The organism is Halomonas stenophila, assembly GCF_014192275.1.
Taxonomy (GTDB): Bacteria; Pseudomonadota; Gammaproteobacteria; order Pseudomonadales; family Halomonadaceae; genus Halomonas; species Halomonas stenophila.
Window position 1 is genome coordinate 74,447 of the sequence record NZ_JACHXR010000011.1, and the last position, 21,514, is coordinate 95,960.

Annotated in this window: 26 protein-coding genes; 13 read left to right on the forward strand and 13 right to left on the reverse strand. The window is 69.7% G+C overall.

Going from position 1 to position 21,514, the window contains the following annotated elements; genetic code table 11:
* Positions 1–286: 286 nt before the first annotated feature.
* Both FHR97_RS15905 and eutB read left to right on the forward strand, forming a co-directional pair.
* Entirely contained in the window at positions 287–1,696 is a 1,410-nt protein-coding gene (locus FHR97_RS15905; protein WP_183384781.1) for an aminotransferase, read from the forward strand.
* A 124-nt stretch (positions 1,697–1,820) separates the two neighbouring features.
* Positions 1,821–2,819, forward strand: coding sequence for a hydroxyectoine utilization dehydratase EutB (gene eutB / locus FHR97_RS15910; protein ID WP_183384782.1), 999 nt, complete (start codon positions 1,821–1,823; stop codon positions 2,817–2,819).
* Between the two features lie 343 nt (positions 2,820–3,162).
* On the opposite strand, the gene FHR97_RS15915 is transcribed toward eutB, so the two are convergent.
* The gene (locus tag FHR97_RS15915) at positions 3,163–3,870 is read right to left on the reverse strand and encodes a winged helix-turn-helix transcriptional regulator (protein ID WP_183384783.1); all 708 of its coding nucleotides are present in this window, start codon (positions 3,868–3,870) and stop codon (positions 3,163–3,165) included.
* Between the two features lie 239 nt (positions 3,871–4,109).
* Here FHR97_RS15915 and FHR97_RS15920 point away from each other — a divergent pair, with 239 nt between their 5' ends.
* On the forward strand, positions 4,110–5,525 hold the full coding sequence (locus tag FHR97_RS15920) for an FAD-binding oxidoreductase (protein ID WP_183384784.1): 1,416 nt from the start codon (positions 4,110–4,112) through the stop codon (positions 5,523–5,525).
* A 96-nt stretch (positions 5,526–5,621) separates the two neighbouring features.
* Positions 5,622–6,350 (forward strand): hypothetical protein, encoded by a 729-nt coding sequence (locus FHR97_RS15925; protein ID WP_183384785.1) that lies wholly within the window; start codon positions 5,622–5,624, stop codon positions 6,348–6,350.
* A 31-nt stretch (positions 6,351–6,381) separates the two neighbouring features.
* On the opposite strand, the gene FHR97_RS15930 is transcribed toward FHR97_RS15925, so the two are convergent.
* From FHR97_RS15930 to merT, 5 genes are read right to left on the reverse strand one after another with little or no spacing between them, the layout of a single operon-like run.
* Entirely contained in the window at positions 6,382–6,531 is a 150-nt protein-coding gene (locus FHR97_RS15930; protein WP_183384786.1) for a hypothetical protein, read from the reverse strand.
* The gene (merA, locus tag FHR97_RS15935) at positions 6,528–7,934 is read right to left on the reverse strand and encodes a mercury(II) reductase (protein WP_183384787.1); all 1,407 of its coding nucleotides are present in this window, start codon (positions 7,932–7,934) and stop codon (positions 6,528–6,530) included. Before merA ends, FHR97_RS15930 begins: the two co-directional genes overlap by 4 nt.
* Positions 7,927–8,184 (reverse strand): mercury resistance system transport protein MerF, encoded by a 258-nt coding sequence (gene merF / locus FHR97_RS15940; protein WP_183384788.1) that lies wholly within the window; start codon positions 8,182–8,184, stop codon positions 7,927–7,929. Before merF ends, merA begins: the two co-directional genes overlap by 8 nt.
* A 2-nt stretch (positions 8,185–8,186) precedes the next feature.
* Positions 8,187–8,477 carry a mercury resistance system periplasmic binding protein MerP gene (gene merP / locus FHR97_RS15945; RefSeq protein ID WP_425486099.1) on the reverse strand — a complete coding sequence of 97 codons (291 nt, stop codon included), beginning with the start codon at positions 8,475–8,477 and terminating at the stop codon, positions 8,187–8,189.
* A 19-nt stretch (positions 8,478–8,496) separates the two neighbouring features.
* Complete coding sequence (gene merT / locus FHR97_RS15950; RefSeq protein WP_183384790.1) at positions 8,497–8,847, reverse strand: mercuric ion transporter MerT; 351 nt, start codon at positions 8,845–8,847, stop codon at positions 8,497–8,499.
* A gap of 72 nt (positions 8,848–8,919) precedes the next feature.
* On the opposite strand from merT, the gene merR reads away from it, so the two are divergent.
* The 3 genes from merR to FHR97_RS15965 all read left to right on the forward strand — a co-directional run bounded on the left by merR (position 8,920) and on the right by FHR97_RS15965 (position 11,264).
* The gene (gene merR / locus FHR97_RS15955) at positions 8,920–9,357 is read left to right on the forward strand and encodes a mercury resistance transcriptional regulator MerR (protein WP_183384791.1); all 438 of its coding nucleotides are present in this window, start codon (positions 8,920–8,922) and stop codon (positions 9,355–9,357) included.
* A 198-nt stretch (positions 9,358–9,555) separates the two neighbouring features.
* Positions 9,556–10,503 carry a cyclodeaminase gene (locus FHR97_RS15960; protein WP_183384792.1) on the forward strand — a complete coding sequence of 316 codons (948 nt, stop codon included), beginning with the start codon at positions 9,556–9,558 and terminating at the stop codon, positions 10,501–10,503.
* Positions 10,504–10,580: 77 nt separating this feature from the next.
* Positions 10,581–11,264, forward strand: coding sequence for a haloacid dehalogenase type II (locus FHR97_RS15965; protein WP_183384793.1), 684 nt, complete (start codon positions 10,581–10,583; stop codon positions 11,262–11,264).
* A 3-nt stretch (positions 11,265–11,267) separates the two neighbouring features.
* Here the strand turns inward: FHR97_RS15965 and FHR97_RS15970 are convergent, their stop codons facing one another.
* Complete coding sequence (locus FHR97_RS15970) at positions 11,268–11,951, reverse strand: DUF3047 domain-containing protein (protein WP_183384794.1); 684 nt, start codon at positions 11,949–11,951, stop codon at positions 11,268–11,270.
* Between the two features lie 139 nt (positions 11,952–12,090).
* Here FHR97_RS15970 and FHR97_RS15975 point away from each other — a divergent pair, with 139 nt between their 5' ends.
* The 3 genes from FHR97_RS15975 (at position 12,091) to FHR97_RS15985 (ending at position 14,417) form a co-directional block, all read left to right on the forward strand.
* Positions 12,091–12,570 (forward strand): DUF302 domain-containing protein, encoded by a 480-nt coding sequence (locus FHR97_RS15975; protein WP_246404092.1) that lies wholly within the window; start codon positions 12,091–12,093, stop codon positions 12,568–12,570.
* A 115-nt stretch (positions 12,571–12,685) separates the two neighbouring features.
* A complete protein-coding gene (locus FHR97_RS15980; RefSeq protein WP_183384795.1) occupies positions 12,686–12,952 on the forward strand; it encodes a hypothetical protein in 267 nt (88 codons plus the stop codon).
* Between the two features lie 202 nt (positions 12,953–13,154).
* Positions 13,155–14,417, forward strand: coding sequence for a DcaP family trimeric outer membrane transporter (locus FHR97_RS15985; protein ID WP_221187827.1), 1,263 nt, complete (start codon positions 13,155–13,157; stop codon positions 14,415–14,417).
* Positions 14,418–14,474: 57 nt separating this feature from the next.
* On the opposite strand, the gene FHR97_RS15990 is transcribed toward FHR97_RS15985, so the two are convergent.
* The 4 genes from FHR97_RS15990 to FHR97_RS16005 are packed head-to-tail and all read right to left on the reverse strand — an operon-like array spanning position 14,475 to position 16,628.
* Positions 14,475–14,711 carry a zf-HC2 domain-containing protein gene (locus tag FHR97_RS15990; RefSeq protein ID WP_183384796.1) on the reverse strand — a complete coding sequence of 79 codons (237 nt, stop codon included), beginning with the start codon at positions 14,709–14,711 and terminating at the stop codon, positions 14,475–14,477.
* Positions 14,708–15,292, reverse strand: a complete 585-nt coding sequence (locus FHR97_RS15995; RefSeq protein ID WP_183384797.1) for a sigma-70 family RNA polymerase sigma factor — start codon at positions 15,290–15,292, stop codon at positions 14,708–14,710. Before FHR97_RS15995 ends, FHR97_RS15990 begins: the two co-directional genes overlap by 4 nt.
* Positions 15,293–15,304: 12 nt before the next feature.
* Positions 15,305–15,934 (reverse strand): TIGR04282 family arsenosugar biosynthesis glycosyltransferase, encoded by a 630-nt coding sequence (locus tag FHR97_RS16000; protein ID WP_183384798.1) that lies wholly within the window; start codon positions 15,932–15,934, stop codon positions 15,305–15,307.
* A complete protein-coding gene (locus FHR97_RS16005; RefSeq protein ID WP_343065612.1) occupies positions 15,924–16,628 on the reverse strand; it encodes a TIGR04283 family arsenosugar biosynthesis glycosyltransferase in 705 nt (234 codons plus the stop codon). Before FHR97_RS16005 ends, FHR97_RS16000 begins: the two co-directional genes overlap by 11 nt.
* Before the next feature lie 150 nt (positions 16,629–16,778).
* Here FHR97_RS16005 and FHR97_RS16010 point away from each other — a divergent pair, with 150 nt between their 5' ends.
* From FHR97_RS16010 to FHR97_RS16020, 3 genes are read left to right on the forward strand one after another with little or no spacing between them, the layout of a single operon-like run.
* Positions 16,779–17,834, forward strand: a complete 1,056-nt coding sequence (locus FHR97_RS16010) for a DUF3179 domain-containing protein (RefSeq protein ID WP_183384800.1) — start codon at positions 16,779–16,781, stop codon at positions 17,832–17,834.
* Complete coding sequence (locus FHR97_RS16015; protein WP_183384801.1) at positions 17,831–18,403, forward strand: hypothetical protein; 573 nt, start codon at positions 17,831–17,833, stop codon at positions 18,401–18,403. The genes FHR97_RS16010 and FHR97_RS16015 overlap by 4 nt, the downstream gene beginning before the upstream one ends.
* On the forward strand, positions 18,400–19,164 hold the full coding sequence (locus FHR97_RS16020; RefSeq protein ID WP_183384802.1) for a YiiX/YebB-like N1pC/P60 family cysteine hydrolase: 765 nt from the start codon (positions 18,400–18,402) through the stop codon (positions 19,162–19,164). Before FHR97_RS16015 ends, FHR97_RS16020 begins: the two co-directional genes overlap by 4 nt.
* Here FHR97_RS16020 and FHR97_RS16025 read toward each other — a convergent pair.
* Both FHR97_RS16025 and FHR97_RS16030 read right to left on the reverse strand, forming a co-directional pair.
* A complete protein-coding gene (locus FHR97_RS16025) occupies positions 19,161–19,817 on the reverse strand; it encodes an ATP-binding cassette domain-containing protein (protein ID WP_183384803.1) in 657 nt (218 codons plus the stop codon). The two genes, FHR97_RS16020 and FHR97_RS16025, sit on opposite strands and share 4 nt — an antisense overlap.
* Positions 19,814–21,508, reverse strand: a complete 1,695-nt coding sequence (locus tag FHR97_RS16030) for an ABC transporter permease (RefSeq protein ID WP_183384804.1) — start codon at positions 21,506–21,508, stop codon at positions 19,814–19,816. The genes FHR97_RS16025 and FHR97_RS16030 overlap by 4 nt, the downstream gene beginning before the upstream one ends.
* Positions 21,509–21,514 lie beyond the last annotated feature (6 nt).

A 21,514-nucleotide genomic window follows, 5' to 3' on the forward strand; every position in this document is an offset into this window, starting at 1 on the left:
GCCCAGGGGCGAGGCGGATGGAGAAGAACGTCCAGTGAATGTTCTTCCCGCCGAGCGGGTTAGCCATGGATGGCCAACCCAGGCCCTGCAAGCGGCGCAGGATGCATTAGCGCCGCAGGGCAAAAGTAGCGCCCAGGGATGGGTTGACAGCGCCCTCACGGAGGCCTGCCGCCGGAGAGCCCCTTCTTGCATTGGCCTAGTGGCGAAAAGAATCACCAGACCAAAGACAACCCGAGAATGACGAACTCCTCCCCGGCGGAGCCGGGGAGCCTCACTGGAGAAGCGCATGACCCCCCATCAGGAACTGATCGACCGTGACCGCAAGGTGACCTTCCACGCGTCCACCCACCTGCGTGACTTCGCCCATGGCGACGCCCCGGGACGCGTGATCACCGGCGGCAAGGGAATCCATATCATCGACAAGGACGGCCGCGAGTTCATCGACGGTTTCGCCGGGCTGTATTGCGTCAACATCGGCTATGGCCGCATCGAGGTCGCCGAGGCGATCTACCAGCAGGCCCTGGAGATGGCCTACTACCACACCTATGTGGGCCACTCCAACGAGCCGCAGATCGCGCTCTCCGAGAAGATCCTCGAGCTCGCCGGCCCCGGCATGTCCAAGGTCTACTACGGCATGTCCGGCAGCGATGCCAACGAGACCCAGCTCAAGATCGTGCGCTACTACAACAACGTGCTGGGCCGGCCGCAGAAGAAGAAGGTCATCGCGCGGATGCGCGGCTACCACGGTTCCGGCATCGCCTCGGGCTCGCTGACCGGGCTGAAGGCCTTCCATGACCACTTCGACCTGCCCATCGACACCATCCGCCACACCGAGGCGCCCTACTACTACCATCGCGCCGCGGAGCAGGAGGGCATGACCGAGCGCGAGTTCTCGGCGCACTGCGCCGGCAGGCTCGAGGAGATGATCCTCGCCGAGGGCCCGGAGACCGTGGCCGCCTTCATCGGCGAGCCGGTGCTCGGCACCGGTGGCATCGTGCCGCCGCCGGAAGGCTACTGGGAGGCCATCCAGGCGGTCCTGGCCAGATACGACGTGCTGCTGATCGCCGACGAGGTGGTCTGCGGGTTCGGCCGCATCGGCGCCGACTTCGGCAGCCACCACTACGGCATCCAGCCGGACCTGATCACCGTGGCCAAGGGCCTGACCAGCGCCTACCAGCCGCTCTCCGGCGTGATCGTCGGCGATCGGGTCTGGCGCGTGCTGGAGCAGGGCACCGGCGAATACGGCCCCATCGGCCACGGCTGGACCTACTCCGGTCACGCCCTGGGCTGTGCGGCCGGCCTCGCCAACCTGGCGATCATCGAGCGCGAGGGCCTGACCGCCAACGCCGCCGAGACCGGCGCCTACCTGCAGCGGCAGATGCAGGCCGCCTTCGGCGACCATCCGATCGTCGGCCAGACCCGCGGCGTGGGCATGCTGGCGGCCCTGGAGTTCTCCGCCGACCCGGCGCGGCGCCGTCACTTCGACCCGAGCCTGAAGGTGGGCCCGCGCGTGGCCGCCGCCGCCCTGGAGGAGAACCTGATCGCTCGGGCCATGCCCCAGGGGGACATCCTCGGCTTCGCGCCCCCGCTGACCACCAGCCGCGACGAGGTCGACGAGATCGTCGCCCGCACCCGCCGCGCGGTGGACAGGGTCACCGATGCCCTGGTCCGGGAGGGGGCCCTCCAGACCGCCTGACACCGCCCGGTGTCCACGCCAGTCGCCGCGGGGATCCCCCCGCGGCGCGCTTGTGGGGCAGCCGCCCATCGACCATCATGGGCATGCCGTGGGCCCCGTGCCCGAACCCGTGAGGAGGCCATGGATGAGCGAACCGAGCCATGGCGTCACCCTGGCGGCGATCCAGGCCGCCCGTCGGCGCCTCGAGGGCCAGGTGGCCCGCACGCCCCTGGTGCGTTCCGAAGCCCTGTCGCGGCGCTTCGACGCCGACATCCTGCTCAAGCTCGAGACCTGCCAGCCCACCGGCGCCTTCAAGCTGCGCGGGGCCACCAACATGATCGCGGCGCTGATCGAGCGGCACGGTCGCGAGGCGCTGGCCGCCGGGGTGGTGACCGCCTCCACCGGCAACCATGGCCGGGCGGTGGCCCATGCGGCGGCGCGGCTGGGGATCCCGGCGGTGGTCTGCCTGTCGCGGCTGGTGCCCGCCGACAAGGCCGAGGCCGTCGCAGCCCTGGGGGCCGAGGTGCGGCGGGTCGGCGAGAGCCAGGATGCGGCCTTCGCGGAGGTCGAGCGGCTGGTCCGCGAGCGGGGCATGGTGCTGATCCCGCCCTTCGACGATCCCCTCATCGCCGCGGGCCAGGGCACCATCGGCCTGGAGCTGCTGGAGGACGCGCCCGATCTCGACCGCGTCCTGGCCGGGCTCTCCGGTGGTGGCCTGCTCGGCGGGATCGGGGCGGCGCTCAAGGCGCTCCGTCCCGAGGTCACCGTCACCGGGGTCAGTCTCTCCCGCGGCGCGGCCATGGCCGAGAGCCTGGCGGCGGGTCACCCGCTGGCGGTGGAGGAGGAGACGAGCCTGGGAGACTCCCTGGGCGGCGGCATCGGCCTCGACAACCGCTGCACCTTCGCCCTGGTCCGCGAGGTGATGGACGAGCACTACCGGGTATCGGAGGCGGCCATCGCCGCGGCCATGGTCGACTTCCTGGAGCACGAGAAACGCCTGGTCGAGGGGGCGGCCGCGGTCGGCCTGGCGGCCCTGGCCGAGCACGGCATCGCGGTGCGCGGGCAGACGGTGGCGTTGATCCTCTCCGGCAACGCGGTCTCGCTCGAGACCTTCGATCGGGCCCGGGCGCTGGCAGGGTGCTGAGATTCCCATATTGCCGGCCCGGTGCAAGGCGAAGCCGGGTTCCTCCTGAGTTCGCATCCCGCACCCGTTCATCTCATTCTCTTCATGGTGGATCAGGTTCGCTTCCAGCATCCCGGACAAGACACCGCGCACACCACCCCCCAACTTCCGTGGCCAGAGGCGTTACTGGAAGGAGCCGTCGAGATGCGCCGCATCGGTAGCGAGCTTGTTCATTTTCTCCGCCTGGGGACCCGCGTATCGACCGCCCCGAGGCCATGCGGCCGAAGGTGACGGCGTACTGGTGCCGTTCAGGCAGGAGCCTGCCAAGCGGGTGGCGTCGGGTTCGCGCCGGGAGCGGGGATGCTCAGGCGCTGACCCGCTTGGGCTCGCCGGCGAAGACACTGAGTCCCAGCCAGCGCTGCATGCTGGCCTGTAACTGGCGTGCCCCGGTCAACTGGAGCTTGCCGCCAGCGAGCGCCTCCGCCACGGTCATCAGGCCCATCCAGATGGCGGTCATGGTGCGCAGGTCGCTGACCACGTAGAGATCGACATCGTGGCCGGGATCCTTCCTGCAGAGGTCGACGACGCCATCTTCGCTCGACTTGTCAACGATCAGCCACCACTTGGCCCGGCCGGGCGTCACATCGTGGTACAGAAACTGAATCGTGACCCGCTGGGGCGGCAAGGGGACGGGATCGAGGTTGCGTCGCATGTCCCACATCAGCAGCGACGGATCGAGGTTCTTCATGGAGAGCTGCGCTTCCAGCCAGCGCTGCCCCCAGCAGCCCATCGCCATGATCACCGGGCGCAGTTCCTCGCCCGCCTCGGTCAGCCGGTAATGCGGGTTGCCGGTCTCGGGATCGCGGCGGCGGCTCACCACGCCCAGTTCTTCCAGTTCGCGCAGCCGCTTCGACAGCAGGGCCGGCGAGATATGCGGCAGCCCACGGCGCAGGTCATTGAAGCGCTGGCTGCCACACAGGAGCTCGCGGATGACCAGGATGGTCCAGCGGGTGCCCAGCACCTCCGTGGCCATGGCCACGGGGCAGAACTGCTTGTATCCCCAGTCCGTCATCGCAGGCCCTCCTCGGGTTGGCGGGGCGTCCGCGGCGCCGCCCGTTCGCCCGGAGCGGTACAGATCGTGAATTCCCGGCTCGCCGGCGGCTCTACTAAGTTTAGCGTTGTGACGTCCTCCATGCTCCGCGTGGCAAGGTGCCGAGCCATGGCCCGCACCCCGGAGGTGGCCCCCTCGGTGTGGACGCAGACTGGAGGCGGCGCATACCGCGAACCTTGGCAACGACAGGAGCCCTGACCATGAGAGCGACAACACTCAAGGGTACCGAGATCGAGTTGACGCCGGACATGCTGGCCGGTTTGAAGATGCAGCTCCAGGGGCCGCTGTTGACGCCGGACGACCCGGACTACGAGGCGTCGCGCCGCCTGTGGAACGCCATGATCGACCGGCGGCCGGCCGTGGTGGTGCGTTGCCTGGGGGGCGCCGACGTGATGGCGGGCGTGCGCTTCGCCCGCGAGCATGACCTGCTGCTCTGCATCAAGGGCGGCGGCCACAACATCGCGGGGCTGGCGGTGGCCGACGGCGCGCTGATGCTCGACCTCTCGCTGATGCGCGGGGTCTGGGTCGACCGCGAGCGCCGGGTGGCCCATGCCCAGGCGGGGTGCGAGCTCGGCGACGTGGATCGCGAGACCCAGGTACACGGCCTGGCCACCGTGCTCGGCTTCATCTCCACCACCGGCATCGCCGGGCTCACCCTGGGCGGCGGCTTCGGCTACCTGACCCGGCGCTGGGGCTATACCACCGACAACGTGCTGGGCATGGAGGTGGTCACCCCCGACGGCCGACTGGTGCATGCCAGTGCCGACGAGCATGCCGACCTGTTCTGGGGCCTGCGGGGCGGCGGCGGCAACTTCGGCGTGGTGACCCGCTTCGACTACCGGCTGTACCCCCTCGGCCCGGAGATCGTGGGCGGCCTGGTGGCCTGGCCCGCCAGCGAGGCCCCGGCGGTGCTCGAGCTCTATCGCCGCCTGGCCGAGCAGGCCCCGCCCGAGCTGACCCTTGTCGCCTTGCTGCGGCCGGCACCGCCGGCGCCCTGGTTGCCCAGGGAGTACCATGGCACGCCGATCGTGGCGCTGCTGGCCTGCTACAGCGGCACGCCGGAGGAGGGCGAGGCGGTGGTCGCGCCGATCAAGGGCTTCGGCCAGCCCATCGGCGACGTGCTGGTGCGTCGGCCCTACGCACAGCTGCAGAAGCTGCTCGATGCCACCCAGCCCAAGGGGCGGCGCTACTACTGGAAGAGCGAGTATCTGCCGGGCATCGAGCCCGCGCTGTGCGACACGGTCATCGAACATGCCGGGCGCATCCGCTCGCCGCACTCGGCGGTGATCCTGTTCCAGCTGGGCGGTGCCCTGAACGCGCTCGACAACGACCACTCGGCGGTGGGCAACCGCGATGCGCGCTACGTCGTCAACGTGGGCGGCGCCTGGGAGTCGCCGGAGGACGACGCGGCGAACATCGCCTGGGCCCGTGAGGCCTGGCTGGACCTGAAGGCCTTCTCCACCGGCGGCACCTACATCAACTTCCTGACCGAGGACGAAGGCCCGGAGCGCGTCGAAGCGGCCCTCGGCCCGGCTCTCCGGCGGCTCGCCGAGATCAAGCGCCGCTGGGATCCGGACAACCGCTTCCGCGTCAATCGCAACATTGCACCCGGCTGAGTGAAGGGGAGCGGGTAAGGCGCATCGCCACTCCATCTCCAGCCGAACCGAGAGGGCATGGCAGTAGCAATGCCCGCAACTCGAGGAGGTACCCCCATGTACGAGATGATCCGCAACACCCTGGTGCCGCGTGGCACCGGTAGGACGCAGGCCGTCCTTCCGCGGCTCGGTCCCATCGGCGTTCTGGCAGCCACCGTGGTAGCCGCCGCCTTTATCCTGCCTTCCCCGGTGAAGGCAGGCGACAAGGGCCAGGAGAGCGCCCAGCACACCGCCGCGGTGGAGTGGCACCCCCAGTCGGGCAAGGAAGGCGAGGTCGCCGGCGCGGAGGCCACCTTGTACACCACTGAGTGGGGCAGCTCCGTCCACTTCGAGGCGGCTGGCCTCGAGCCGGGGCATGTCTACACGCTGTGGTGGGTCGTGGTGAACAACCCCGGGGCCTGCGAGGCACACCCGGAACCCTGCACCGCGGGAGACGTCCTCGCCGAGGGCAACCCCGCCGAGGCACAGGTCGGCTACGCCGACGGCAACGTCGCCACCGACGATGGCGAGGCCACCTTCAGCGCCCACTTCACGCCCGGTCCGATCGAGGGGGGCTGGCTGCCCGATCAGGAGTTCACCAACCTGGGGGGCGCCGAGCACCACTTCGTCGTCAACGACCACGGCCCGCTTGTCGCCGAGCTGATGCCGGGGATGATGCACACCTACCGGGGAGGCTGCAGCGATGACTCGCCGTTCCCCGATGGCTTCCCCGACACCGCGCTCGCCGATGGCGAACCAGGCCCCAACGAGTGCATCCTGACCCAGGATGCGATCTTGCAGCCGTAGGTTCATGATCCCTATGAAGGCGGGTCTGGACTCAGACGCCGGCAAGCTGCCGAGCCAGGGGCTGCTGGAGGCGATGGGCAAGTACAACGTGGAACGGGTCGAGGCCGGCATCATGCACGCCGGTGAAGGGCAGGCCGGCCTTGGCCTTGGGAGGCTCCAGGGTCACGCTTATATCGCTCATCCCGCACAGCAGGACAGCTGCTTCACATCCTGGGTGAAGGTCTGGGCGCAGAGCTTGAGGCCTTCCACCATGGTCAGGTAGGGAAACAACTCGTCGCCGATGGCCTGCACCGTCATGCGGGCGCGCAGCGCCATCACCGCCGCCTGGATCAGCTCCCCGGCCTCCCCGGCGACCGCCTGGACGCCCAGCAGCCGCCCCGAGTCGGGTTCGGCCACCATCTTGATGAAACCGGCGGTGTCGAAATTGACCAGCGCACGTGGCACGTTCTCCAGGTCGAGCACGCGGGTCTCCACGCGGAAGCCTCGCTCGAGTGCCTCGGCTTCCGTCAGGCCGACGGTCGCCACCTGGGGGGCGGTGAAGATCACCGCCGGCATGGCGCCGAGGTCCAGGGTGGCCTCGCCTCCTGTCATGTTGATGGCGGCCCGGCTGCCGCCTGCGGCGGCCACATAGACAAACGCCGGCTGATTGGTACAGTCACCGGCGGCATAGAGGCCCGGCACCGTGGTTCGCAGGTGCTCATCCACCAGAATCGCCCCACGCGCGGTTTCCACGCCGAGGCTCGCCAGGTTCAGCGCCTCGGTATTGGGTGTCCGCCCGGTGGCCACCAGCAGTTGATCCGCCCGCAAGGTGCCGGCGTTGGTATCGACAATGAATTCATTGTCGGTGTAGTCCACGCGGCTCGCCTGGGTCTGCTTGAGCACCTCGATGCCCTCGCGGCGAAACGCCGCCTCCATCGCGTCCCCCACCGGCGGGTCTTCCCGAGACAACAGGCGGCTGCGAGCCAGCAGGGTGACCCGGCTGCCCAGCCGGGCAAAGGCCTGGGCCAGTTCCAGGGCCACCACCGAGGCCCCGATCACGATCAGCCGCTCGGGAAGGGTGTCCAGGGCCAGCGCGCTGGTGGAGGTCAGGTACGGGGTGTCGGCCAGCCCCGGCACCGGCGGTTGTGCCGGACGCGCACCGGTGCCGATGAAGGCGCGATCGAAGCGGACGGTCTGCTCGCCGCCTTCATTCAGTCTGACCGTCAGGTGCTGGGCATCGACGAACCGGGCCTCGCCATGCAGGACCGTGATGGCCGGGTGGTCGCGCAGAATCCCCTCGTACTTGGCATCACGCAGTTCCTCGACACGCCCCTGCTGTTGCCTGAGCAGCTGCGCCCGGTCCACCACCGGCGCCTGGGCGCTCAGGCCTATATCGAAGGGACTTGCCGTGCGCAAGTGGGCAATATGGGCCGCGCGAATCAGGATCTTCGAGGGCACACAGCCGGTATTGACGCAGGTGCCGCCGAGGGTCCCGCGTTCGATCAGGGTGATGCGGGCCCCACGCTCGGCGGCCTTCAGGGCCGCCGCCATGGCGGCGCCGCCGCTGCCGATGACCGCGATGTGCAGGTTCTTGTCATCATTCATGAGGGGGAGTCCTCGAAGGGGGTGAGCCGTTGCCACCATCGGCGTCGTATGGTTTCTTGCGCCAAAGCGCGTAGAGGGTCAGGCCGATGAAAAAGACCAGGGCTGGCAGTAGCACATAGTCGAGATAGCCGGTCAGTGCCGCCAAGCCGACGGTACCGAGCAGAATTACCAAGATCGGCGTAAAGCAGCACAGCGCCACCAGGACGGTGCCGATCACGCTCACGCGCAGCGGGGGCTTCGGGTTCTTCATGGTCACTCCCGATCCGCATCCGAGGCTGTCGGGGTGGAGGGATAGCCGGCGTTGGTGGTCGCCTCGGTCAATGCTTCAATGAACGTTCGGGAATCGTCGAAGGTGATCACCGCCTCACGATTCTCGTAGCTCACGTCGACTTGCGAGACGCCGTCCACCTTGTTGAGGGCGGCCTTGACGGTGATGGGGCAGGCGGCGCAGGTCATGCCCGGCACCGACAGGGTCACGGTCTGCATGGCGGCCCAAGCGGGCATGCAGAGCAGGGCGAGGAGCGATATCAGGGCGAAACGCATTCCCATGGGACATCTCCTTTCAGTAGAACAGGGGCAGGACGTAGGGGAACGCGAGGGCGATCAGTACCAGTACCGACACCATCCAGAAGATCGCCTTGTAGCCCGTCCTGACCTGTGGCATGGCGCACAACTCCCCCGGCCGGCACTGTTCCACGGGACGGAAGATTCGGCGCCAGGCGAAGAACAGCGCCACCAGCGCCACGCCGATGAAGAGCGGGCGGTAGGGTTCCAGGGCTGTCAGGTTGCCGATCCAGGCGCCGGAAACGCCCAGCGTGAGCAGCACCAGAGGGCCGAGACAGCAGGCCGACGCCAGCAGGGCCGCGAACCCTCCGGCGGCCAGGGGGCTACGTCCCGATTTCGATGTTGACATTCGCTTGCACCTTTCATGGCCTGGTTCGCTGAGCTAAGGTTACTTCCGTAGTCAGATACGGAGTCAAGGCGCGTGCAGGATGATAAAGCGAATTCACTGACCATCGGCGGCCTGGCCAAGGCGGCAAACGTGCATGTCGAGACGATCCGCTACTACCAGCGACGAGGGCTGTTATCGGAGCCCGAGCGTCCTCCGGGGGGTATTCGACGTTATGGTGCCGCCGAGATCGACAGGTTGACGTTCGTGAAGACGTCGCAGCAGCTGGGCTTCAGTCTCGATGAGATCAGCGACCTGCTTCGGCTGGACGATGGCACCCACTGTCAGGAAGCCAGGGCGCTCGCCGAGCACAAGTTGCGGGACGTGCGTGAGAAGATCGACAGGCTGGCGCAAATCGAGAAGGTGCTAAGCGTCATGGTCGAGCGATGCCACTCACACCAGGGCAATATCACCTGCCCGCTAATAGCGTCATTGCATGCAGGGATCAGGGGGACAGGAGACCCGAGGGATTAATTCATCGGGAGTTCCCAGAAAACGGCTCAGCCCCTGAGGTGCGTTCTCCGATAGACCATGTCTACAAGGAAAGCTTGCATGACCAGCCTGCCCGCCAACATCCTGCACCTTCCGGAATACCCCATCCTGAAAAGCAAGGCAGAGGAGTGAAGTGGTCCTCGTCAACCACTTGATCCGGATACCCCTGGAGATTTCCCCATGCAGCTCTATCAACGCGATGCCATCGAGGCCGCCGTGGGCATCGACCGCGAGGCCCTGGTGGCGGTGGAGGCCGGCTTCGCCGCCCTGGGCCGCGGCGAGGCCGTGCAGCCCCCGATCCTCTCCATGGCCATCGAGGAGGCCAATGGCGAGGTGGACGTCAAGACGGCGCATATCCGCGGCGCCGCGCGCTTCGCCATCAAGGTCAGCCCCGGCTTCTTCGACAACCCCCGGCTCGGCCTGCCGAGTCTCAATGGCCTGATGATGGTGTTCTCGGCGAGGACCGGTCAGGTGGAGGCCGTGCTCTTCGACGAGGGCTACCTGACCATGGTGCGCACGGCCCTGGCCGGGGCCATCGCCGCCCGTCACCTGTCCCGGGAGAACAGCCGCCGGGTGGCGGTCCTGGGGGCCGGCGAGCAGGCCGAGCGACAGGTGGAGGCCCTGCGCCTGGTGCGGGACATCCGCGTCGTGGATCTCTGGGCACGCCGCCGGTCGGCCGCCGAGGCCCTGGCCGAGCGGCTGCGCGCCCGCGGCCTCGAGGCGCATGTCCATGAGGAGGTCCCCGCCGCCTGCGCGGCGGCCGATATCATCGTCACCGCCACGCCGTCCCGGACGCCGCTGCTCTTCGCCCGGGACCTCCCGGAGGGCGTGCACGTCACCGCCATGGGCGCGGACAGTCCCGACAAGCGCGAGCTCGATGCCTCGGTGCTGACCCGGGCCGATGCCTTCGTCGCCGACAGCCGGGCCCAGAGCGAGACCAACGGCGAGCTCAAGGCCTTTGCCGGCCGGGAGACACCGTTCAAGGTCCACGAGCTGGGCCGGGTGATCGCCGGTGGTGACATGCTGCGGCTCTCGGCGGCCACCATCACGGTCTGCGACCTCACCGGGACCGGCGTCCAGGACACCGCCATCGCCGACCATGCGCTGTCGCGGCTGGTCGGGACCTAGGTCGCCTTGTGCCCGGCGCCGGCCTGGCGCAGGCTGCACGGGTGAGCCCAGTGATCGACGCAAGGAGAAAGCACGAGATGGCAATGGTACTGGCCTTCGATGTCTACGGGACCCTGATCGATACCCATGGCGTGGTCACCGAACTGGAGCAGCGGCTGGCCGCCCAGGGCCAGTCCGACCTGGCCCCGGAGTTCTCGCGACGCTGGCGGGACAAGCAGCTCGAGTACAGCTTCCGTCGCGGCCTGATGGGGGCCTACGTGGACTTCTCTCAGTGCACCCGGGAGGCCCTCGAGTACACCGACCGGGCGCTGCGTACGGGCTTCGGCGAGGCCGACAAGGATCACCTGATGGACGCCTATGCGCGGCTGCCGGCCTTCCCCGAGGCCGAGGCCGCCCTGGCGCGCCTCGCCGAGGCCGGCGTGACCTGCGTGGCGTTCTCCAACGGCAGCCGTGACGCCGTCGAGGGCCTGCTGGGCGAGGCCGGCCTGCTCGAGCGCTTCGACGACATCGTCAGCGTCGAGGAGGTCAAGCGCTTCAAGCCGGACCCCGCGGTCTATGCCCACCTGCGCCATCGCCTCGAGGTGGAGCCCGGTGATACCTGGCTGATCTCGAGCAATGCCTTCGACGTCATCGGCGCCCGCCATGCCGGCCTGCATGCGGCCTGGGTCCGGCGCCTGCCGGAGGCGCCCTTCGATCCCTGGGGCATCGAGCCCGACCTCACCGTGGCGGACCTGGCGGGGCTGGTCGACGCCCTGGTCTGAGCGTCAGGCGGGACACTCCAGGGGCGTGGCATCCGCCGAGAAGACCAGCCGGCCGAACCAGGCACGGGCATCGCCCCCGGCATTGTCGCCGTCGGTCATCAGGGCCACGCCGTCGATGGTCGCCGGGGTGGCCCCGAACAGGCGGCGGTAGTCCGCGCGCACGTCGCGGACCTCGGCGACCCAGTCGCCCACCCGGGCCGTGCCCCCCTGAAGGGCCAGCAGGTGGGCACGGTCGGTGAAGGCGTTGGGCCAGTCGCTGCCGGCGGCCTGGGTCGACGACCACACATAGTTCACCGACTGCACCTGCCAGGGCAGCAGGCCGGTGCGCCGGGCCACATAGACCCGCCCCGGGTAGTCGTCCCCGCCCCTGGTGGTCTCGTCGAGGCCGGGATAGATCCCCGAGACCCGCCAGCACCACTTCAGATAGGGCGTGGCGGTCAGGTCGATCCGCCGTTCCAGGTACTTGGCCGAGGCCTGCCCATCGGCCCGGGCCCGCAGCACCAGCCGGCCGTCGAGCTCCACCAGCCGGTATTCGGTATGGCCGGCGAAAGAGCGGCTGGGCCAGGCGAGGATGTCCCGGGGCGAGAACGCCAGTTCGGCGGTGGCCGAGGCGCTCGACAGGCCGAGGAGCAGGCCGGCCAGCAGGCGCAGTGCCAGGCGTTGCGGGGCAGGGGAATGGGGACGCATGGAGTCTCCTTACGGGGGCTGGAGCAATGCGAGGGGCTGTGTCGCGGCGGCCGGGCATTCCTTACATGTTGCCCTGATGACTTGACCCGCTGCCGGGTGTCGCCAAGGCTGAGGACGTCCATCGACGGGAGGGAATGCCATGAGGCGAGTGACCAGGCCCCTGGCCATGCTGGGGCTGGCGATGGGGGTGGCCCTCGGCGCCGCCGCCGATGACGCCAGCGAGACATCACGACACGGCATCCTTCACAGGATAAGCCAGGACGAGGTCGCCCGGGTCGACGGCCGCCTGCGCGAGGCCCTGGAGGCCCGTGGCATGCGCCTGATGACGGTGGTCGACCATGCCGAGAATGCCGCCGGGGTCGATCTCGAGCTGCCCGAGACACGCACCTTCATCTTCGGCAACCCGGCCGTGGGCACCCCCATGATGCAATGCCGGGGCAGCCTCGCCCTGGACCTTCCCCAGAAGATGCTGCTGCGCGAGACCGCCGAGGGCACCCGCATCGAATGGAACGATCCCCATTACCTGGCCCGGCGCCATGACCTCGGGGCCTGCGACCTGCCGCTGGGCAAGGTGGCGGGAGCCCTGTCGGGCATCGCCGAGGCGGCCGCCGGCGACTAGCTCCGGTTCCCCACCACCTCCTCCCCCGAGGCGCCTGTAGTAAGGGGGGACGCCGGTAGCCGACCAAGCCAAGCAAGGTGAGGTTCGCTGTGATTGTCGGCGTGGCGTGCATCGCTTGTCCATTCGTATCTCCTCGCCCGCGACCCTGCGCCTTCAGGGACGGAGCTGGGCCTTTACCGCCAGTGAACAGTTGCGGCTTCGTGGACGCCTGCTCGATGGCGAGGCGCGTCGGGTGGCGGCCTCTCCCCCTGCCGGGGGAGGTTTCCTGCTCGGAGCCGAGGTCTCGCCGGGGGATTACCTGCTCGAAGTCGAGGGGTACACCCTCGGTACCCGAAGCGAACTCGAGACGTCGCGTTATCAGATCCTGATGATCCTGGAGTAAGCCGGGGCTGTGTCAGGCGACAAACTGGCAGGGGTGTGACGCCCCTTGGCCTCGGCGTCGGCCTCAGTCAAATGAGGCCACTGTCGGGTCGGGAAGGCTGATTCAATAACCATAACAAGAGGTGACTCTCATGGATCATTCACGCAGTTCACGATTCCCTGCTGTTTGGGCGCTGTCTCTCGGGCTTGGCGGGATACTGTCGGTGGCCGCACAACCCGGACTGGCCGATGACATGTCCGACCAGGCCACCCTGGAGGCACTGCGCGCCCAGATGCAGAAGATGCAGCGCCAGATCGAGCGACTCGAGCAAGAACAGCGCCAGGCGGCGGAGCAACGCCAGGTCGAGGCCGACGTGCCGGCCGATGTGGTGACCGGCGGGGACATGCCCGGCAGCTTCAAGCTGCCGGGAACCGAGACCTCGGTGCAGATCGGCGGCTATGTCAAGTTCGACGCCATCTACGACCTGGACCAGGACCTCGGCGATACCCTGTTCGTCGATGGCCTGGATGCCTCGGACGACTCGAGCGACCCCTCCTTCCGCTCCCATGCCCGCCAGTCCCGGTTGTATATCAAGACCTCGACGCCCACCTCCCTGGGCGATGCCACCACGTATATCGAGGGCGACTTCTTCGGTGGGGGCGGCAACGAGGTCTTCTCGAACTCCCGCGGCTTTCGGTTGCGCCATGCCTATGGCGAGTTGGCGGGCCTGCTGGCCGGCCAGACCTGGTCGAACTTCATGCACTTCTCCGCCTACCCGGCCACCGTCGATTTCGATGGCCCGGTGGGGGTGAGCTTCATTCGCCAGGCCCAGGTGCGCTATACCCTGCCGGTAGGGCCCGGCGAGCTGTCTTTCGCCGCGGAGAACCCGGAGGGCACGGGCTTCGCCGAGTCACGGGATACGGCCCCGGATATCACGGCGCGTTACAAGTGGCAAGGGGAGGCGTCGGCCGTCGAAACCGGCGCGCTGGTGCGGCGCCTCGAGACCGACGATGCGTCGGCGTCGAGCGACGATGCCGCCACCGGCTATGGGCTGATGTTGGCGGGCAATGTCGACGTGACCGACAGCACTCGGCTGATGGCGGGGGTGCTGTATGGTGACGGCATCGGCCGCTACATCTACACGGCGAACGGGTCCGAGGACGGGGACTCCATCGGGGCGGCTTATATCGATGCCGATGGCAGCCTGGAGACCATCGAGGCCTACGGCTTCAATACCGCCGTCGTTCAGGAGTGGACTCCGGTCTTCACCTCGAGTCTGTCCTATGGCCTGGTGCGCGGCGATCGCCCAGAGGATCTCTTCCCGACCTCGACCCGGAGCCTGCAGAGCATCCACTTCAGCCATTTCTACCAGTGGAGCGACCCGGTGACGCTGGGCTTCGAGGTCTCGCACGCCTACAAGGAGCTGCAGAATCGCGACGATGCGGACAACACCCGGCTGCAGTTCTCCGCTCAATACGACTTCTGAAGTGCCATGATGCAGGGACGAGGCGCCGCCGAGCGGCGCCCCGTCATTCAAGGGGGGTCAGCGGCCCGGTGAGTCGGGATCCCCATCGCCGTTTTCTTCGTCCCGTTCTCCGTCGCCTTCGGACGTGGGTTCATAGTGGTGGCCTACCCGGTGCAGCAGCTCGAACTGGCGGTCGCAGTTGCGGCAGGCGCCGCACATCGCCAGGTGCAGGCGCAGCGACAGGCGTTCCTGGAAGGTCAGGGAGCGGTCCCGTTTCAGCGACATCAGGCGTGTCGCCTCCTTGCACATCATCATGCCGATTCCTCCAGCCAGCCGCGTTCGATGCAGGCGCGAAGGCGCAGGCGTGCCCGGTGGAGCATCACCCAGCAGTTGTTCTCCTTGATGCCGACCTCGTGGCAGATATCGTCGGTGGACAGCCCCATCAGCTCGCGTAGCGAGAAGACCCGGGCGAGGTTGTCCGGCAGGCCGATCATGCAGGCGTCGAAGACCTGCCAGAAGCGCTCGTTCTCGAAAGCCGCCTCCGGCTCGCCCCAGTTCCCCGGCCGGGCGGATTCCAGCCAGCGGCCGTTGCGCTGGAACTGGCGATCGATGGCCTCGTCTTCCATCTCTTCGTCGAGGGGCTGCCACTTGCCGTGGCGCTTCTGGGTACGCATGGCGTCGAGGATCTTGTACTTGAGGATGCCGAACACCCAGGTCTCGTAGCCGGAGCGACCGGCGAAGGCGTCCTGCTTCTCGATGGCGGCGACCAGGGCCTCCTGTACGGCGTCCTCGGCCTGGGCGGCATCGCGAAGATGCAGCCTGGCGAAGGCCACCAGGCGCGGCCTGACGGCCGCCAGGCGGCGGTGGCGATCATCGTCGGTGCTTGTCGAGGTCACATGGCCTCCCTGTCAGGGCGTGAAAGCGTCCAGGGCGGCGAGCCGCCCCAGGTCCTCCGGATGGTCAACATCCCATACCTCGGCCGGGCAGGCCAGTCGCCATCCCAACGCGCGAGCCCGCTGCCGGGTCTGGGCCATGACGCGGGCCGTGCCCCAGTCGATCCCGTGAAACAGGCCGGGGTGGCTCTCGCGGACACCCACCAGGGCGAAGCCGCCGTCCTCGGCGGGGAGGAAGACCGCCTCCGCCGTCTGCAGGGCCGCCTGGCATTGCCCCAGCAGCGCGGGTGTCAGCACCGGACAGTCGCTGCCCACCAGCAGGCCGGGGCCGTGCATGGCCGCCAGGGCATGATGCATGCGCACTCCCAGGTCGCCCTCGGGCTGGGCGGCCAGGCGGATGCCGTGGGTCTCGGCGAGCGCCAGGAACAGTGGGTGGGCAGGGTCCAGGGCCGTCCACAGGGTGATCCGCTCGGGGCGTGTCGTCGCCAGCGCCATGGCCAGGGTGTGACGCAGCAGCCGGACATGCAGCGCCGTCGCCCCCGCCTCGCCCAGGGCGGGAATCAGCCGCGTCTTGACGCGTCCGGGCAAGGGCGCCTTGGCGAGGATCGCCAGCCGCGGGCCGCGCTCCCTGGGCTCAGCGGACATCACGGTAGTGCCTGGCCAGTCGCTCGGGAGGGGTCCCGCGCCAGTAGCGGTAGCGCAGCCACCACATCAGCAGGAGGGTCCGCCAGGCGCCCCGGCACTCCCAGCGCCGCCCGTCGCTGACCACCGGGCCCGGCAGGCATGCCGGGCGCGACAGGCGCTTCAGGCGCCGGGACATCTCGATATCCTCCATCAGCGGCTGCTCGGGAAAGCCGCCCACGGTGTCGAAGGCCTCGCGGGTCATGAACAGCGCCTGGTCGCCGGTGGCGATGCCGGTGAGCCGCGAGCGCAGGGTCATGGCCCGGGCGATCACCGGCAGCAGCGGGTGGCGCCCGGCCAGGCGGATGTCGAAACGGCCCCAGTGGTGGGCACCGGCCAGGGCCGCGGCGAGGTGTCGGTCGGCATCGGGCGGCAGCCGGGTGTCGGCATGCAGGAACAGCAGCCGGTGGGCCCGGGCCAGCCGGGCCCCGGCGTTCATCTGGCGGGCCCGGCCGGGCGCGACGACGACGACCCGTGTGGCCCGGGGCTCGGCCAGGGCGACGGTATCGTCCCGGCTGCCGCCATCGACGACGATCACCTCGGCGCCGCGCTCGCGATAGGCGCGCAGCGCATCGAGGGTCGCCGCGATCGTGCCGGCCTCGTCTAGCGTCGGCACGATGATGGAAAGGGGCGGCGGGGCAGTGTATGGGTCGTGCACGGTCGGTGTCCTGGCGACGTCCATGGGCAAGGCGCCCCTGGGGCGGCGCGCCTGTCCAAACCTTACCGCGAACTCGCGCCCGTGTAAGTCCCGGCGCGGATCGTCGACGAATTCCAGAGAGGCGATTCAAGCGCCGAGGGGGACAACGCGATGATGGCACGTGCCTTGTTGACCGTGATCCTGGGCCTGTCTCTGCTCCTGGCCGGGGCGGCGGCCTCGTGGGCGGCGGCCCCGCCGACGCTCTCCGATCCCCAGGTGCCGCTGGCGCATTCCCTGGCGGCCTTTCGGCAGGCGGTGCGACCCGGTGGGCCGGGCAAGGACGGCATTCCCGCCATCGACCGGCCGCGCTTCGTGTCGGCGAGCGAGGCGGACGCCTGGCTGGCGTCGGGCGACCGGGTGATCGGCCTCTATCGCGACGGCGAGGCCCGTGCCTATCCCCAGCGCGTCCTGGTCTGGCACGAGATCGTCAACGATGTGGTGGCCGGCGAGTCGCTCGCCATCACCTACTGCCCGTTGACGGGGTCGGCGCTGGGCTTCCGTCGCGGCGACAGCGAGTTCGGCGTCTCCGGTCGCCTGCTCAACAGCAACCTGGTGATGTACGACCGGGCCACTGACAGCGAGTGGCCTCAGCTGCTGGGCGTGGCCATCGATGGCTCACTGGTCGGCCGGGGGCTGGTTCCCGAGCGACTGGTATGGACCACCTGGGAGGCCTGGCGAGCGCGTCATCCCGGGACCCGGGTGCTGAGCCGCGACACCGGCTATGTGCGCAACTATCGCCGCGACCCCTATGGCGACTACAACCCGGTGGCCGGCTACTATCGGCCCGAGAGTCGGCGCCTCTTCCCGGTGATGGCCGAGGATACCCGCCTGCCGCCCAAGGCCATGGTGCTGGCCTTCCGCGAGGCCGAGGGCGCCGCCGCCGTCAGCCTCCCGGCGTTGCGCGAGGCCGGGATGGTGCGCCTGACCCTAGGGGAGCGCGCCTATGCCTATGTGGTCATCCACGATCCCGAGCTGGATACCGGCTGGGTGTTCCGTACTTCCGCGGGCCAGGCGATCGACCCCGCCTCGCTGCGCTTCGGCCCCGGCGGTGTGAGCGGGCCGGGGATCGAGGCGCTCGAGCCGGTGAACGCCTTCCAGGTCATGTGGTTCGCCTGGGCCGGCTTCCATCCCGATACCCTGCTGGTCGGGGAAGGCGGGGTGCCATGACCGCCCTGGCCCGCCTGCTCGCGGCGCTGTTCTCGCGACCCGCCACCCTCGCCATGATGGCCGCGACGGCCCTGGGCTATGCACTGCTCTTCCTGTGGCTGTCCGGCGATATCGCCGGCGGTGGTCGGGGCGACGTGCGCCTGTCCATCACCGCCTGGCATCGGATGTTCGAGTCCCGTGGGCCGCTTCGCTTCGAGCCGGTGGGCCTGGTCGAACTGGGGCCCTGGGTGTGGACCCTCAGTCCCCTCGACACCCTGATCGCCCTGGGACTCGGCCTGCTGCTGGGGGGCAACCTGGCCGGGCTGTGGCTGTCCCGCCGGGCACCGGCCGCCTGCCCGAGGCGTGCACCCGCCAGCGGAGGGCTGGCGGCCCTGCCGGCGTTGCTGGCCGGCGGTGCCTGTTGTGCTCCCCTGCTGGTGGTCTGGCTGGGGTTACCGATCGCCGGCGGCCTGGCGGTCCTGGCCCCCTGGCTGATCCCGCTGGCCTACCTGGCCCTGCTGCTGGGGCTTGTCCGCCTGGCGGTCTGGCGTGAGCAGCAGAGACATCAGGCCCGGGGAGGGGGGCGATGACGACTTGGCTGGAGCGCTGCGGCTATTGGCTGGGTTGCTGGCTGTCCTGCCCGCGGCCCTGGCACCGCACGGTGGCCCCCTATGACGAGGACGTGCGCGGCTGCCTGCGCCCCGGCGATGTCCTGCTGGTCGAGGGCTCGTCCCGACTGAGCACGGTCATCAAGTACCTGACCCAGTCCTCCTGGTCCCACGCCGCCCTCTATGTGGGAGAGCGACAGGCCCGCCGGCTGGGCGCCCAGCCGGGCCAGTGGTTCATCGAGGCCGACCTGGCCGAGGGGGTGCGCATGGTGGGCTTCGAGGCCTATCGAGGCCATACCCTGCGCATCTGTCGCCCGGTGGGCCTGTCGGCGGTGGAGATCGAGCGGCTGATCGACTTCGCCCACGCCCGGGTGGGCCATCGCTATGACCTGCGCAATATCGTCGACCTGGCCCGCTACCTGTTGCCGCTGCCCCCGGTGCCGGTCGCCTGGCGGCGCCACCTGCTGGCGCTCGGCAGTGGCGATCCCACGCGGGCCATCTGCTCGACGCTGCTCGCCGAGGCCTTCCAGTCGGTGCACTACCCCATCCTGCCGATCCGCGTCGCCGGCCATCGTCGGCTGTTCCGGCGGCGGCACTACACCCTGTTCACGCCACGGGACTTCGATATCTCGCCCTTCTTCGACGTCGTCAAGCCACGCCTGGTCGGCGGCTTCAGCCCCCGCGAGCTGCGCTGGCTGGAGGATCTGCCCGTGCCGCGCGTCCCGGCACGGGTCGCGCCCTAGGCGAGCTCGATCACCCGCCCCCCGGCCGCCACGGCATCGTCGCGGTCGTGGGTCACCATCAGGGTCGGCAGGCCCCGGGCGCGGATACGCGCGAACACCAGGCGACGCATCTCGTCGCGCAGGGCGGCATCGAGCTTGGAGAAGGGCTCGTCGAGCAGCATGGCCCGCGGCTCGGCCAGCAGCACCCGCATCAGGGCGACCCGGGCGCGCTGCCCGCCGGACAGGGTCGCCGGGTCGCGGTCGGCGAAGCCGGCCAGCCCGATGTCCGCCAGCGCCGCCTCGACGGCCCGCCGGCGGCGTCGGCGGCCGCCTCCGGCGGGCATGCCGAAGGCCAGGTTGCCGCCCACGCTGAGGTGGGGAAACAGCAGCGGGTCCTGGAAGAGCAGCCCCAGGCGACGGCGCTCCGGAGGACGACGGCTCAGGTCGTCGTCGCCGAGCCGGATCCGCCCGGTGGCGTGGAACACCGGGGCCAGGAAGCCGGCGACCTGGGCCAGCAGCGTCGACTTGCCGACCCCGGAGGGGCCCATCAGGGTCAGCACCTCGCCCGGCGGGATCCGGGCATCCACGGCGACCAGGGTCTGCTCGCCGTGGCGGATGATCACCTCCTCCAGGATCAGCGGGGATCGAGCGGTCGGGGGCGTGGTCTGGGTCATGGCAGCAGCTGGCGTCGATGGCGAAAGAGGATGCGGGGCAGGCCCAGGGCCAGCGAGAAGCCCAGGGCCGGCAGGGCGAGCTGGCCCAGCGCGTAGACCGCCGTCAGGCGGCGGTCGCCGCCGCTGGCCAGGCTCACCGCTTCGGTGGTCAGGGTGGCCAGCCGGCCGGCGCCCAGCAGCAGGGTCGGCAGATACTGGCCGACGCTGACCGCGAAGCCCACCGCGGCGGCCACGGCGATGGGCCCCGTCAGCATGGGCAGCCGGACCCGCCGGAAGGTGGCGGCCCGGGACGCCCCCAGGGCGGCGGCGACCTGGCTCCAGCGAGGGTCGAGCCGCCGGTAGCTCTCGGCCAGCGAGAGGAATACATAGGGCAGCACGAAGAGGCTGTGGCCCAGGGTCACCGCCAGCCAGCCGGCGGCGAGGCCGAGCTGGGCCTGGAGCTGGACCAGGCCGTAGAGGAAGGCCACCGGAGGCACCAGCAGCGGCAGGTAGAGGATCAGTTGGGCCCCGGGCCTCAGTGGCCGGCGGCGCAGGGTCTCGGCCTCCAGGCAGCCGACCACCAGCACCACCGACAGCGCGGTGGCACCGAGGCCGATGGAGGCGGTGTGGCGCAGCGGACCCAGGGCCGTGTCGGCGGCCTCCCGCCAGGTCCGCAGCGTCATCGGCGAGGGCCAGGCGGCGGGAAAGGGCCAGTAGGCGGCCAGCGACCAGAGGATCAGCCCGGCCAGGCTGGCCGCCAGCAGGCCGATGGCCAGCCAGGTCAGGGTGGCGCCGAGCACCCGGCCGGTCGCCTCGCCGCGTCGCCGGCCGCCATCGATCAGCCAGCCGGCCGCCAGCCGTCGCACCAGGCACTCGCCCCCCCACCAGGCGAGCAGGGCCAGGCCGGTGGCGGCGAGCTGCAGCAGGGCCCCGGCCGAGGCCAGGAAGCGCAGCGAGAGGTCGGGGTCGCCGAGCCAGCGGACCACCGCCACGGCCAGGGGCGGCGGCGTCGAGGGGCCCAGGATCAGCGCCACCTCGACGGTGGACGAGGCGAAGGCGATGACCGCATACACCGGCAGGCGGATCAGCGGGTAGAGCCCCGGCAACACGGCCTTGGCGAAGGCGCTGACCGGGCCGTAGCCCAGCGAGCGCGCCACCATCAGGCGTTCCCGGGCCTGGCACTGGGGCAGGGCGGCCAGGCTCATCAGCAGCAGGAAGGGCACCTCCTTGAGCACCAGGCCGGCGATCAGTGCCACTCCGCCCGGGTCGCCGGGGAAGAGGTAGTCCGGCGGCTGCGTCCAGCCGGTGAGCCAGGGCGAGAGCAGGCGGCTGGCGAATCCCGAGGGGGCCAGCAGGAAGGCCAGGCCGATGGCGGCGGCGGCGTGGGGCACCGCCAGCAATGGCGACAGCAGGCGCCTGACCACCCGGAACAGCGGCGTCTCGAGGAAGGCCGCCAGGAACAGCACCACGATGGCCAGGGCCAGCAGGGTGCTGGCGAGCCCGGTGACCAGGCTCAGGCGCAGCATGTCCGCGAGCCCCGGCGCCTGCCACAGCGCCTGCCAGTGGGCCAGCGTCCAGCTCCGCCCACCCAGCGCCGGCAGCCAGCCGAAGGCCGGCGCCACGACCCCCACCAGGCCTGCGGCCACGGGCAACACCAGCAACAGGATGGTGAGGCGGGGAAGCAGGCGAATCGCCAGGGGGAATCCCGACATCAGTAT